The sequence below is a fragment of the Thermobacillus composti KWC4 genome (assembly GCF_000227705.2).
In the GTDB taxonomy this organism is placed as follows: Bacteria; Bacillota; Bacilli; order Paenibacillales; family Paenibacillaceae; genus Thermobacillus; species Thermobacillus xylanilyticus.
The window spans coordinates 3052979-3066150 of the sequence record NC_019897.1; the positions used below are offsets into that span (position 1 = coordinate 3052979).

Consider the following 13172-nt stretch of genomic DNA (forward strand, 5'->3'; position numbering starts at 1 on the left):
TGTCAATCCCCCCTTTCACAATTTGCGGCGCGACAGCCAGATGCCCATCAGGAACGAGGCGAAGATCAGGGCCGCCGCGTTCAGCAGCATGTCGCGTCCGTGCGGATCCAGCACGTAGTACCGGTAAGCGCCTTCCGGGTTGTAGCGGACATTGATGCTGATGAACAGGGCAAGGAACAGGATCGGCGAGAAGTTGGCCAGCCGGATCTCAAGCAGCCTGTTGCGCTCCTGCTGATCCGCCCGCGCCGCCCGCCGCATGTCGGCGATCAGCTCCTTCAGGTTTTCCGCGATCGGTGCGCCGTCCGTCAGCGCGACCCGGAGCATGTTCGCGAAATATTCCGCCCAGACGTGGCCCACGGCCGACGAAAAGACCCGCAGGCTCGCTTCGTCATCGCCTTTGACCGACAGGTTGATGTACAGCTGCTCGAACACCGGCAGCAGCGGACCGGTGAGCCGCCGTTCCTCGACGATGCGGCCGAGCGCGATCCGCACCTGCCGCCCGCCGGTTGACAGGTAGCTCTGGTAGAACAGCTCCAACGCCGGCAGAAAGTCGATCCGGCTCTGCATCTGCCGATGCATCAGCGTCATCCGGATAATGATGTACGGCAGGCCTCCGAGCAGCACGGCCGCAATGGCCGCCCCCTTCACGGTCTGGATGACAAGCGCCCCCGCCGCTCCGCCCGCCGCGGCGAGCAGCGCGGACAGCCCGAGGAACGCCGCCGGACCGATGCCGGCGCGCGCGCTCTCCAGCAGGAGGGAGAGCCGCGCATGCGGTCCGGATACATAAGCGGCCATGCGCCGCTCCGCGCGCTCGATGAGTCCCGCCCGGCGGCGATGGCTGAGCCTCGCGGCGGTCCCTGAGCGGGACACCGCGGCGGCCAGCCAGCCGCGGATCGCGGTGAACATCAGCAGGAACAGCGCGCCCGTCGCCGCGGCCAGCATCGCGTCCAGGCTCAGCATGGCACATCCGGGGCGATCGTCCAATCGTCCCGCTCCGGATCATAGACTGCCCAGTCGCGCACATGCGGGCCGTCCGGCCGCCATTCATACCGCCCGATGCGGACGATCCGCCGCTTGCCGCCGACGATGCGCATCTCGATGCCGACATCCGTCACCTGCCGGGTGATGCGGCGGACGAGCCGGTTGTCGTCCACCGCGCGCCCGTCGAGCATGCACATGTCGGCGATCGCCTCCGGCACGTCCTCCAGCGCGTTCGCGTGGACCGTCGTCATGCTGCCCCGATGGCCGCGTGTGCACGCCCGGACATACATGTTCGCGTCTTCGTCGCGGATCTCGGCATGGACGATGCGCTGCGGCGACTGACGCAGCGCCAGCTTGAACGCCTGGGCGGAATCGTGCATCGGATCCTCCTCGTCGGCTTCGTACTCGATCACGTTTTTGTCCGGGAACGTCTTCCGCAGCATCAGCTCGAACCGACCTTCAATCGTCACGATCCGCTCCTCGTCGGGCAGTTCGGCGATCAGCGCCTTGATCAGATGCGTCTTGCCGGAGTTCGTCGGGCCGATGATGACGAGGTTCAGGCGCCGCTCCAGCACGTTCCGCAGCAGCCGCATCACCGCTTCGTTCATCGTGCCGTACTCCGGTCTGCACAGCTCGTCCAGCCGGTAGTGCCGCACCGTGTAAAACCGGATCGTCAGCGTCGGCTCGGCGGTATAGCCGAAGCCGGTCATCGTCACCCGCGACCCGTCGCTGAGGTTCACCTCCGCCCATCGCTTGCGCGGGCTGATCCGGTCGTTGTTGAACAGGACCAGGTTCTGCTGGATCCGCTCCACGTCCTTGACCGACTGGAACCGGTGAACCGATGGCACGGGCCTGCCGGACCGCACCTCGTAGATGCGCGTGCCGACCACCTGGATTTCCTCGAGTCCGTCCCTTGCCGCCAGAATCAGCTCCAGCACGTTCAGCCCGATCACTTCGGCGAAGATCGCTTCGGCAAGGCTCCCGTAAGGATGATGATAGCCCGGAAGCCGGTGAATCCGCTTGCGAAGCAGCCGCTCCTGGATGACGGCGAGCAGCTCGGCCCGCTCCTGCGGGAAGCCGAGAACGGCGCGGTTGAGCCGCTCGCCGTAGGATTGCCGCTGCTCCTCCGTCATCCCCTGCGGCGCCGTCAGATAGGCCCGCATCTCCTCGACCAGCCTGCGGAAGGCCGCCTCCCCTTCCGCGTCGTACGGGACGTCGGCCATCCCCGCATCATCCGGAACGGCCAGCCGCAATTTCGCCGCATAGTCGGTCGGCGAAAATTTCACCCGATCCGCGCCGCTCATCAGCTGACACCATTCCTGTGGGCGAGCAGCCGGCGGTACCAGGGCTGCTGCGCGACGCTGCGCCCGAACCGCACGCCGTGACGGTTCATCAGTTGCCGGGCCGCATCGTCCATCGCTTTCCGGCCCGAGTCGTCCGTGAGCAGCCAGTCCATCAGCGCGCCGTTGTCGAGCGCCGCCAGCAGCGGCTCCGTCAGGTTGAGCCGCCCGATGACGCGGAGTCCGGTTTCTTTCTGCACGTCTTTCATTGAGAACCCCCCATTTCTCCATGGCGGTGAAATGATGACCGCGTCGCAGTCCGCCGGTTCAATGCCGAACAGCGACTGGGCGAGTCCGAACCAGCGGCGTCCGTCTTCCTGGAAATGCGACAGCGCCATCGTCGTGGCGACGATCCGGCTGTCCGCCGCCCGCATCGCGGCGACGGTGGCGGCGTTGTCCCAGTAGGCGCTCACGTCGGCGATCGTCAGGCAGAACGCCTCCCGCGCGGCATCGAGCAGATACCCGATTTCCTCCGGCGCGTAGAACTCCGCCTGATCCCGCAGCAGATTGCCGAAGAAGACGAACAGATTGGGCATGCCGGACGGGCGGAAAGCCGCCGCCTTGAGCCGCTCCGGCGACAAGGTGGCCGCCTTCAGTTCGGGACGCATCCGGTCGAGCGACAGCGCCGGACGCTCGACGCGGACGTAGCGGTGCAGCTTGGAACTCTTGAGATTGAGGCAGAGATAGCCGACCGGCTGCCCGCTGTACTCCGCGATCCGGCAGGCGGCGGAGAATGCGCTGATCGTCGTGCCGATGTTCGGCGTCGTGCCGGTGAAGGTAACGAGCGTTCCCCGGTTCACGAGACCTCCACCTCCTCCGCCTTGCCGGCATCGGCCGCCGTATTCTCATGCGAATCCGGCACATAGGCGATGACCAGCTTCACCTTGCCGCTCCGGCACAGATTGTCGATGCGCAGCCACTGCTCCTCGGTCAGGTTCAGGTTGACGGCATCGATCGAACCGTTCGCGTCCCGCCGGGACAGGTAGAGCTGTTCGTAGTCGCCGCTGGCGCGGGATACGAGGCCGGTATGCTGCGGATCGTCGACCTCCAGGTTCGCCGGCGTCTTCACGGCGGCCACCGTCACCGGTTCCGGGAACAACCGGCCGGATTCGATCCCTTCACCCGACGCGTAAACAAGCGCCTTGTCCCCCGCGCGCAGCCCGTTCGACACCGAAAGAATATAGTCCTTCGGGATCTGGAACGTGGACTCGCCCCGCTTCGGCAGCAGCCGGAAACGGTCCAGCTTCCAGTCGAGCACGGGCTCGTCCCGGCCGAGCGGGACCGCCGTCTCCATGCCGGCGACCGCGTGGAGGTCGGTCACCATGCCCGGCATGAAGGCGGCCTTCGTGATCGTCTTCATCCCGAGCGCATCGGCCGACAACCGCTCGCCCGCGGGAATGAAGCGGACCGGCACGACGACCTGCACCGTCTCCTGCAGCTCGATCTGCCTGAGCTGCAGCTCATGGATGCAATAGATCAGCACGCCGGCGAGCACCGCCGCGGCCGCGCTGATCGCCAGGTTCCGTCTTCTGTTCATCGCGTCTCCTTTCCGCCTGCAACAAAAAAAGAACGCTGCACAAGGGACTCTCCCTCTGCATGCGTTCTTCGCATGTCACAGACCATATGGCATTTACGTTGATTCCTATATTAGCAAAATATAACTGCCCTGTCTATATCATGGAGAAAAATTTTATTTGATGACCCTGCACGCTCCCATGGGGCTGCGCTAATCGCTTGCCACTGTGCGGCCGAGCGTATGGTCCGCATCTTCTTCCGCATAGAACGCTTCGGAGGCGATCATCAGGTTGATGCCCGCCATTTCCAGGTAACCGCGCTGAAGAGACTCCATGGTGTGGCGCCCGTTCCGCCCGCGCAGCCACTCCGTGACGGCCCGGCGGACGATCTCGCCCCGGCTCCGCCGCTCCCGCCTGGCGACGGCATCCATATCGCTCAGCAATGTTCCCGGCAGATGGATCGTTATCCGTTTCATTCTGCGCTGTTTTGACAATCGTGACGCACCTCCGCTGCTCTCCGTCCCGCATGGCCTTCACCGGTCATGCGGCTTGAACCTCACCCAAGTACAATTCGCCTCTTTCCCCGTAAATCCTCTCTCCCGCGCCGCATTTTCATCCGGTAATTCGCTCCAAAGCATGCCATATATTTCCTTTCAACAGCACAAAAAAAGAACCGATCGGCTCGGCTCGATGATCCATATGAATCCGCCTGGCGAACATCCATCGGTCCAGCCGCGCACTAGAAATCGATCAGACCGACACTGATGGAGAGCGATTCGTCGACTTTCTTCATCGTCTCGTCGTCCAGATGCGTGATTTTGTCCGTAAGACGCTGCTTGTCGATCGTGCGGATCTGCTCGAGCAGCACGACCGAATCCCGGTCGAAGCCGTGCGCTTCCGCGCTGAGCTCGACATGGGTGGGCAGCTTCGCTTTCTGAATCTTCGCCGTAATCGCCGCGACAATCACCGTCGGGCTGAACCGGTTGCCGATGTCGTTCTGGATGATCAGCACGGGGCGTACGCCGCCCTGCTCTGATCCGACCACCGGCGACAAATCTGCGAAAAACACATCCCCGCGTTTTACGATCAAACCTTTACACCCCGCTTACGAGACGGCCGAGCGTGTCGTCGGCATCATCCTCCGCCTGGAATGCTTCAGCGGCCATGTGCAGGTTGATGTTCGCCATCTCGAGATATCCCCGCTGCATGGAATCACGGATTTGACGCTTCTTCCGTTCGGTAAGATAGAGCTTCATCGCCTGGCGGATGAATTCGCTGCGGTTCGACTTCTCTCGCGCCACGATCCCGTCCACTTCCCGAAGCAACTGATCCGGCAGACTGATCATGATCCGTTTCGTGTTCCGCAGATCGGCCAAATCCGTCGCACCTCCAAAACATTTCCAATCCAGCCTCTTACCAGTATGCCGTTGCCCTGGTTCGATTATACACCCATATCTATGATCGCGAAAACGCGGAAATGACGGGGACACGGCGTCATCCGGCAAGTCCGTTCCGCACTTCCACCGGCTTGCCGCCGCGGATATAGACCCGGGGCACCCGGGCGGCGAGCATGCAGACGATTTCGTAGTTGATCGTACCGAGCAGCGACGCGATTTCGTCGGCCGTGATGACCTCATCGCCCTGCCGTCCGATGAGAACGACTTCTTCCCCGGCCTCCACCGGGCTGCCGAACCCTTCCGCCCGATCCGCCGGTCCCAGCGCGATCATGCATTGATCCATGCAGATCGTGCCGAGCACGGGTACGCGGACGCCGCGCACCAGCGCCTCCGCCTTGCCGGTCAGCATCCGGCTGTACCCGTCCGCGTAGCCGATCGGCAGCGTGCCGATCCGCTCTTCGCCGCGCGTCACATAGCGCGTGCCGTAGCTGATGCCCCACCCGGGCGGCGCGGTCTTCGTCATCACGATTTCGGTCTTCAGCGTCAGGACCGGCTCCAGCTCGATCCGCGTTTTCCCGACTTCCGCGGACGGATAGAGGCCGTACATGCCGATGCCGAGCCGCAGCATGCCGCCCGTCCATTCCGGCGTGTCGATGCCCGCCGCGCTGTTGCCGAGATGAATGAGCGGGATGTCGAGTCCGCGGCGGCGCACGGCTTCCGTCACGGCGGCGAACCGCTCGTGCTGCAGGCGGGTGTAGGATTTGTCCGCTTCATCCGCGCGTGCGAAGTGGGTGAACAGCCCTTCCACTTCGACGCCCGGCGTGCGCATGGCCCGCTCGACGAACCGGACCGCTTCCTCCGGCAGCACCCCGAGCCGGCCCATGCCGGTGTCCACCTTGACGTGCACGCGCAGCGGACGCGTGCCGGGCCGCGCCGCCGCTTCCAGCGCGTCTTCGCGGAACATGGCGACCGATATGTCCAATTCGCGGGCGACGGAGAAGCCCTCGGGCGGCACATACCCAAGCACGAGAATCGGCGCCTCTATCCCTCCGCGGCGGAGCTGCACCGCCTCGTCGAGAAACGCGACGCCGAGCATGTCCGCGCCTGCCGAGACCGACTCCCGCGCAATCTCGACGGCTCCGTGGCCGTAGGCGTTCGCCTTCACGGAAGCCATAAGCTTCGTTCCGGGCGCAAGCGCCCGCCGGAACGCCGCGATGTTCCGGCTCAGTGCATCCAGCGAAATTTCCGCGCGGGTCGGTCGATAATATGTGTCCATCCGGGTTTCACCTTCGTTTTCCGTTCTCCTGAACCATGCAATTATCGTATATGGTTCAATCCCGGACTGTCAAACGGGCGGCGGTGTTTCCAGTTGAAAATCATACTGTTGCCGGATTGTTTAAATTCAAAAAAACAGGTCCCCGGCCAGATTGCAAACGTGTCTCCGGTCAGCCGTCTATATGCTCCGGGACCATGCGTCGCGGGGCGTCTCCCAAAGAAATGGGAACCTGGCACCAGGTTCCCGTATTGTCATTTCTCCATTTCCTCCAGCACGGATTGAGCAATCTTCACCATCTCGTCCTCGGGCAGCTCGGCCGACGTCAGCCGGTATTCATATCCCTGGTACGTCCAGGTGAGCGTCTGCTGCACGTCGCCCGCGAGCAGCCCCCACGTATGGCCGAGATCGAGCATGACGCCCGGGACAAGCGCAGCATCCACATCCTTCGGCTTCGTCTGGAACAGCGTGTAATTGTAGGTGCCGGTGAAGCGCATCAGCACGCCCTTGCTGCCGTCGGCTTGCGTGATGTCGGTGATGTCCTTGAGCGCGACGCCCTCGGGATAATAGGAAGGCTCCATCGGAACAAAATCGTCCGCCGCTTCGCCGCCTGCCGCCGCTTCATCCGGAACGGTGCCGGCATCGGTCTCGTCCGTCGCCGAATCATCCGGGCTGTCGCCGGGCTCCGCTTCATCCGTTGCCGATTCGTCCGGGTTGTCGCCGGGTTCCGCATCGTCCGTCGCCGATTTGTCGGGATTGTCGCCGGTATTCGCATCGTCCGTTGCCGTCTTGTCCTGATCGCCGTGGCTGTCGTGGGCCCCTTTTTCCTCCTGACCGGGAGCATCCGCCGATTTGTCCTGCTCTTCCTGCTGCTGAGCGGCTCCGAGATTCGCTTCCATATCGAACGCCTTGTCGTCGAACGCAACGTCGAATCTGAACTGGTCGAACGTGACTTCGACCATCACGTTCGCGTTCGCGTCGCTCACTTCCACCCGCTGCGGCGCGTACGTTTTCTGGTCGAGCCATATTTTCTGCCGAGCCAGAGATCCGTTCTGGTAGTTCGCCATGACGTCAAACACATACGATTCCTTGTCGATTGCGAACTGCCGGGAGTTGTCGAGCAGAATGCTCTGCACCAGCGTCTGGTACAGGTAAACCTGCCCCTGGTTCTGCGGCCAGTCGCTCTGGAAGCGGAAGCTCTTCTTCAGTTTCGGGGTCAGCACGAACACGCCTTCGTCGTTGCGCAGGACGATCTGGGTGATGTCCTTGGCGGCGTTGGTCAGCGCGACCCTGTAATAGGACGGTTTCTTGTACCAGACTTCCACCTGGTATTGGAGCGGCTGCTGTCCGGTGTGAAGCGTCATCGTTCCCCTGCCCTGGTAGCTCTTCAAGCCGTCGAGCTTGCCGTCCAGATCTTTCACCACCGACTCGGCGCTCCTGGCTCCGCATCCCGCAAGGATGAGGGTGACGCACAGGACGACGGCTGCCGCCCACTTCATGCGACGCATTGGATCATCCCCTCTACACAGTGGTTTTCCGACTGATAACATGTCTATGAGGGGACTTGGCCGATTATGCGGACGGGTTTGACGAGCCTGAGAGGGATTGGAAGCCGGAAGGACCGCGAGCGAAGGCATGTACACGCCACGGGGAACCGCCGGTGTACACGCCGAAACCCCACGCTGAACGCCCTTTCACCCCCTGCCTTGCAAACACGGCGCAAACAACGGCGAGGCGAAATCGTTTACAACCACCCCATGAGCCGAGCGCGCGTTTGTATGGTGCGGCATGGAAAAAGGGAACCCGCAAACGGGTTCCCCTTGGGGGATGATCCTGCTTCACGCAAGTGACCGCCGCGCGGCAAGTCAGGCCTGCCGGTGTACAGCGGGAAGCCGCACAAGCTCGTCGAACTTTGCGGCGGCGGCTTCCTGAAGACCGGGAAGCAGGTGGCTGTATCTGTCCAGCGTGATGGTCACGGAGGAATGGCCGAGGCGCTCGCTGACGACCTTCGGACATTAAACTTTTTCCCAGTCGTAAACTCTCTTGCAAAGTCTGATCACAACCAGGCCGTTTTGATCCACCACGGTGACCCAGACACCTTCAGGCGTCAAGCAGAACTGATATTCCAAGCCTCCGCATTCGTACACTGCCGAAGTGTGACTGTTCAGGGCGAAGTCCTCTTGAAACTTTCGGTACATTCCATCCAACCGGTTGGTAAAATAACTGAATTCCACATCATCGCCTCCTTCACTGCTCAAACACAATGGCGGTTTGTTCTCCGAAAGGGAATCCCTCCGGGGAATGAACCGATATATGTCAGGCCTTCTTACTGCGCTTGTATTGATGGCCATATATCGGTGCTCGGATAATAGGAGTGTTGGTACCTGCGTATGCCTTTTTTGCTTCTTCAGCCGCTTCTTTCGAATCGGTCAATACCATTTTAGGCTTCTGGCCGGATTCCGTTCCGGGTTTCCCATCTACATCGATACCCGTCTTATCTTGGACTACTTGTTTACGGAATGCATAGCCGGAAGTGGATGAAGTAGAACCGTACTCCGTCTTAAATGTAACTGTAGAACTTCCCCGCTCTTTTAGGTAGCCTTCTTTATACAATTCATCGATCAGAAGTCTAATGTTGCGTCTGCCAGCAACAATCCTTTCCAGGCATGTGCGTTTGACATAGAAATGGTCATCGTCCTTGCAATTAAATCCTTCACGAAGCCGATTGGGTGTGAAATGCGGATGGAACGTTTCGCCTTCTGCGCTGTTCTGCCTGACATGTTCAGCAACGTCACGGACAATTTCACGGATGATATCGCCGTTTGTAGCCGTTTCACTCATTTGTTCAATCAGGAATGGGATCAAAGTGTCTGGATTCAGGCCCAAATCAAGCACTTCGTTTGCTTCCTTCAGGCCCCAATACAGCGTTGCGGCTTTGCTTGTCAAACGCCCATATAGGGTTGAAGCATTCCCCCCTTCAAAAAGTTCGGTCAACTCTATCACTTGTTCGATAATAATCTCCGGGTCAAGCTTTGCCAGATGCGCCAGCCATTCGTCCCGAAATTGCCCTCGGTTTTGAAACGAGCGGCGGACATACGCCCTGACTTGTTCAGATGTGAACGTATCCGGGAACGGGAGGGCACGAATCATGAACACTCGTCCCAAAAGTCCGCGGCTGTTTGAAATCAGAGTTTGCTCGCTGAGCGGAACTTCTCCGTTGAAGAAAATCACGGTAAGCACCGATTTTCGTTCCCGGATCGACAATTCATTGGTGGCAGGATTCACTTGCATTTTGTCCCCTTGTGGTCCGTTAATGAGGGCGTGAGGCATATCAGCCAGATGTTTCGAAATCAAGTGCGAATCATCCAAAATAAAAGGAAGGTGATTCGCCATATCAGCAACTCCCCATATCCCGTTTGGCGTAGCCCCATGCCACGAGCGGGTGAAAAGATCGGCGTTTCCATAGACTAGATTAAACGCGATTTTTTGAATCGACGTTTTCCCTTTGGACGTTTTTCCCGACAGGTCGATGCCGATTCCTTCCTGCAGATAATCCTTAATCAAGGACACAACCGGCCCGGCGAACATTCCAGCCAGCATGGTCAAGAATACCTGGTTACTTCCCAGTTCTCGCACGATAGCTACAGCTTCCTCCCGACTACCACTCTTTAGTTTCACCCCCTCAAAGTTGCTGCTCTCCGCTAAATCTCCGGAAGCTGGAACTACCTTGTATGAACCGGAAAAGGGGGCGAACCATTTTTCTCCGCTCGACGACGTTACCCATCCGAACTTGCGAACCGTTTCGACAATCTCAATGTTTTTCGCGTTTTTGTCGATGAACAGTTGGAAGAATTTTGCCAATTCAGAGGCGTTTGCAGAGCCGACCGAAAGCCCGATGTTCGCAAGATGGTGGATACTCCCCGCATGGCACAAATACGATTTTTTGACCACCTGTTGCACTTCTTCCCACTTGCCTGTTGCAGGATTATATCGGACTAGCTGGTATAATTCCGGATGGTCCAGCGTGGCTCTGGAATAAGGGATAAACACGCGGACAGGAAATGCGGCGACCGGTGCTACAACGATCCGCTTCTTCTCATAAGTTACAATCATAGGATTGTTTGTGACCGGATCCATCCGTGCATGATAATTGAACGGCAAACAAAGATCGGAATGTGGGAATCCCGGAAAGAAATGATAGATTGGCGTCTCGGCTATCTGACGTGCCTTAAAATTATCGATTATGACTGTAAATTTATCTACAGAAACATTCGCATACTCCGCAATCTTACGCCGAAAATTCAACAAATCATTTGTGTTCAGCGATTCTTCCAATTCCACAATCTTGGCGATGAGCTTGTCATCCTCCAAATTTGAATAGTCCAGAATTTTTGCCGATGCCAGCGCGTTTTTAAGTTTTTGATTGATGAGGTCAGGCTTGATTTGAGCTGCTGCACTGCTGTCAGGAATCAACACTCGATTATTTCCTCCTTGTCAGAAATATAAAAACGGCGGCCCGAATGCGAGGCGTGCATGACGACCTGGCCGCTTCCTTCCATGAGGTTGGAAGTAGCGACTGGGCACACAACACTCCTTACACATTCGAACCGCCGCTTTATTTTTATAGTCAGGCAGTTCAACATATAGAACACATTTGTTTTTGTAAGATCATCCTAGCTTAGAACCGTACAAGTGTCAATCCTGCAAAATGCCATAAATCCATGGGTTGCGCGATCTCCGTTTCGTCAGGGACGAACTCGGGGATACTTTGTGAAAATTTTGTGAACAGTCAGGGGCTAAAATTCGTAATCGACGACATCTTGCGCTTCCTGCTGCTGCTTCAGCCACTGCAAAACGGCATCGTAATCGAATCGGGGCGCCCTCCCCAGCATCATACAGGGCATTCCCCGCTTTCTCAGCCTTTCCAGGCTGCGGCGGCTGGTTTTGAGCTTCCGGCAAAGTTCCTCTGTAGTCAGCAGCTCCGTCACTGCACCTCACCGCCTTTCCTGTTTTTACCTTCATTAAAACACGGCAAGCTGTCGCACCACAATTATTTCTTTCGCAACGTGTCGTGTTTTGTCGCATCTCTGCGCTTTGCAGAAAGGACAAATCTTCACATCGGATGTGTCCGGCATGGGCTTGTTAAACCCGGTTTAACCCAGTTTAACTTTTCCGGAAAGGACTGTGCTTGTTGAAGGCATTTTCGATTTTTTTCAATGGTGGGGAAAGGAGGGAAAACCCCGATGCGGGGCTGTATCATCAAAAGGGGTAAAAAATGGGCCTTTGTCGTAGAGGCTGGAAAACATCCGGTTACGGGACGCAGGCGGCAAAAGTGGCGGTCCGGTTTTGCAACCAAAGCAGAAGCCGAGGCGGAACTGGCGAAGACGTTGGCGGCGATGGGGCAGGGGATGAAGGTGCCTAATCCGACCAACGAAACGGTCGCCAGTTATTTTGTGAATTGGCTGACATACAAGAAGCAATACGTGCGTCCCGGCACTTACAGCACGTATGGTTGGCTTGTCAACTACCATATCGTCCCCCGCCTCGGCTCCATAAAACTGGGCAAACTCACACCGCAAATGCTTCTGTCCGTGTATGAGGAGATGCTGGAAGACGGGCTTGCGCCGCAAACAGTAAAACACGTTCACAAGGTGCTTCATGACGGCCTCGAAACCGCAACGAAATGGGGGCTGGCAGAAATGAACGCCGCCAAGCTTGTCAAGGCTCCCAAAGTGCCGAAGCGTGAAATGCGGGTGTGGGACGAACAACAACTGGCCCAATTTTTCCGGGAATTCAAGAACCCCCGGTATTACGCAATCTTTTTCCTGGCCGCAACGACCGGGATGCGCAGAGGCGAGCTGCTTGCTCTCAAATGGGCCGACATTGACTTTGAGAATGCGAAGCTGACCGTACGCCGGTCGTACGTAAGAGGATACAACGGATACGTCTTTCAGGAACCGAAGACCGCTGCGGGTATTCGAAACATCGCATTGTCTCCGCAAACGGTGGCTGTATTAAGGAAGCATCGCGTATGGCAGATGGAGGACCGGCTGGCCGCCCCAGCTTTTGAAGACTACGGTTTGGTCTTTTGCCAGCGGAACGGCAAGCCGCTGACGCCCCAGCAGCTGGAGGGCGTGTGGCGCCACTTTTTCAAAAAATCCAGCCTGCCCTACATCCGCATCCACGATTTGCGGCACACCCACGCCAGCCTATTGCTGAAGGCAGGCGTCCACCCCAAGGTCGTCAGCGAGCGCCTCGGCCATTCCTCCGTGACCATCACGCTGGACAGATACAGCCACCTGCTTCCCGGTCTTCAGGAAGCCGCCGCCGCAAAGTTCGACGAGCTTGTGCGGCTTCCCGCTGTACACCGGCAGGCCTGACTTGCCGCGCGGCGGTCACTTGCGTGAAGCAGGATCATCCCCCAAGGGGAACCCGTTTGCGGGTTCCCTTTTTCCATGCCGCACCATACAAACGCGCGCTCGGCTCATGGGGTGGTTGTAAACGATTTCGCCTCGCCGTTGTTTGCGCCGTGTTTGCAAGGCAGGGGGTGAAAGGGCGTTCAGCGTGGGGTTTCGGCGTGTACACCGGCGGTTCCCCGTGGCGTGTACATGCCTTCGCTCGCGGTCCTTCCGGCTTCCAATCCCTCTCAGGCTCGTCAAACCCGTCC

Annotated in this window: 13 protein-coding genes and 1 pseudogene; 1 reads left to right on the plus strand and 13 read right to left on the minus strand. The window is 58.8% G+C overall.

Annotation, left to right across the window (positions count from 1 at the left end):
- Nucleotides 1–15: 15 nt before the first annotated feature.
- From THECO_RS14200 to THECO_RS14255, 13 genes and pseudogenes are all read right to left on the minus strand, one after another.
- Nucleotides 16–984: a hypothetical protein gene (locus tag THECO_RS14200; protein ID WP_232427689.1), complete on the minus strand. Its 969-nt coding sequence runs from the start codon at nt 982–984 to the stop codon at nt 16–18.
- The gene (locus tag THECO_RS14205; protein WP_015255732.1) at nt 954–2285 is read right to left on the minus strand and encodes an ATPase, T2SS/T4P/T4SS family; all 1332 of its coding nucleotides are present in this window, start codon (nt 2283–2285) and stop codon (nt 954–956) included. The genes THECO_RS14200 and THECO_RS14205 overlap by 31 nt, the downstream gene beginning before the upstream one ends.
- On the minus strand, nt 2285–3121 hold the full coding sequence (locus tag THECO_RS14210) for a hypothetical protein (protein WP_015255733.1): 837 nt from the start codon (nt 3119–3121) through the stop codon (nt 2285–2287). The genes THECO_RS14205 and THECO_RS14210 overlap by 1 nt, the downstream gene beginning before the upstream one ends.
- Nucleotides 3118–3858, minus strand: a complete 741-nt coding sequence (locus THECO_RS14215) for an SAF domain-containing protein (RefSeq protein WP_015255734.1) — start codon at nt 3856–3858, stop codon at nt 3118–3120. The genes THECO_RS14210 and THECO_RS14215 overlap by 4 nt, the downstream gene beginning before the upstream one ends.
- Nucleotides 3859–4047: 189 nt before the next feature.
- Entirely contained in the window at nt 4048–4329 is a 282-nt protein-coding gene (locus tag THECO_RS14220; protein WP_015255735.1) for a ribbon-helix-helix protein, CopG family, read from the minus strand.
- Nucleotides 4330–4574: 245 nt separating this feature from the next.
- Entirely contained in the window at nt 4575–4925 is a 351-nt protein-coding gene (locus tag THECO_RS14225) for a type II toxin-antitoxin system PemK/MazF family toxin (RefSeq protein ID WP_015255736.1), read from the minus strand.
- A 4-nt stretch (nt 4926–4929) separates the two neighbouring features.
- A complete protein-coding gene (locus THECO_RS14230) occupies nt 4930–5211 on the minus strand; it encodes a CopG family ribbon-helix-helix protein (protein WP_015255737.1) in 282 nt (93 codons plus the stop codon).
- Nucleotides 5212–5329: 118 nt separating this feature from the next.
- Nucleotides 5330–6508, minus strand: a complete 1179-nt coding sequence (gene alr, locus THECO_RS14235) for an alanine racemase (protein WP_015255738.1) — start codon at nt 6506–6508, stop codon at nt 5330–5332.
- A gap of 251 nt (nt 6509–6759) precedes the next feature.
- Complete coding sequence (locus THECO_RS14240) at nt 6760–8013, minus strand: DUF4367 domain-containing protein (RefSeq protein WP_015255739.1); 1254 nt, start codon at nt 8011–8013, stop codon at nt 6760–6762.
- Nucleotides 8014–8370: 357 nt separating this feature from the next.
- Nucleotides 8371–8517, minus strand: a pseudogene (locus THECO_RS22810) (site-specific integrase); the annotation flags it as partial.
- Nucleotides 8518–8520: 3 nt separating this feature from the next.
- Entirely contained in the window at nt 8521–8739 is a 219-nt protein-coding gene (locus THECO_RS14245; RefSeq protein WP_015255740.1) for a hypothetical protein, read from the minus strand.
- A gap of 82 nt (nt 8740–8821) precedes the next feature.
- Nucleotides 8822–10981: a DUF927 domain-containing protein gene (locus THECO_RS14250; RefSeq protein ID WP_015255741.1), complete on the minus strand. Its 2160-nt coding sequence runs from the start codon at nt 10979–10981 to the stop codon at nt 8822–8824.
- A gap of 320 nt (nt 10982–11301) precedes the next feature.
- Complete coding sequence (locus tag THECO_RS14255; protein ID WP_015255742.1) at nt 11302–11493, minus strand: helix-turn-helix domain-containing protein; 192 nt, start codon at nt 11491–11493, stop codon at nt 11302–11304.
- Between the two features lie 255 nt (nt 11494–11748).
- On the opposite strand from THECO_RS14255, the gene THECO_RS14260 reads away from it, so the two are divergent.
- Nucleotides 11749–12885 carry a site-specific integrase gene (locus THECO_RS14260; RefSeq protein ID WP_015255743.1) on the plus strand — a complete coding sequence of 379 codons (1137 nt, stop codon included), beginning with the start codon at nt 11749–11751 and terminating at the stop codon, nt 12883–12885.
- The last annotated feature ends 287 nt before the right edge of the window (nt 12886–13172 follow it).

Coding starts and splice junctions, on each gene's coding strand:
- THECO_RS14205 (WP_015255732.1), bottom strand. CDS start 2,285: ATGAGCGGCGCGGATCGGGTGAAATTTTCGCCGACCGACTATGCGGCG.
- THECO_RS14215 (WP_015255734.1), bottom strand. CDS start 3,858: ATGAACAGAAGACGGAACCTGGCGATCAGCGCGGCCGCGGCGGTGCTC.
- alr (WP_015255738.1), bottom strand. CDS start 6,508: ATGGACACATATTATCGACCGACCCGCGCGGAAATTTCGCTGGATGCA.
- THECO_RS14240 (WP_015255739.1), bottom strand. CDS start 8,013: ATGCGTCGCATGAAGTGGGCGGCAGCCGTCGTCCTGTGCGTCACCCTC.
- THECO_RS14260 (WP_015255743.1), top strand. CDS start 11,749: ATGCGGGGCTGTATCATCAAAAGGGGTAAAAAATGGGCCTTTGTCGTA.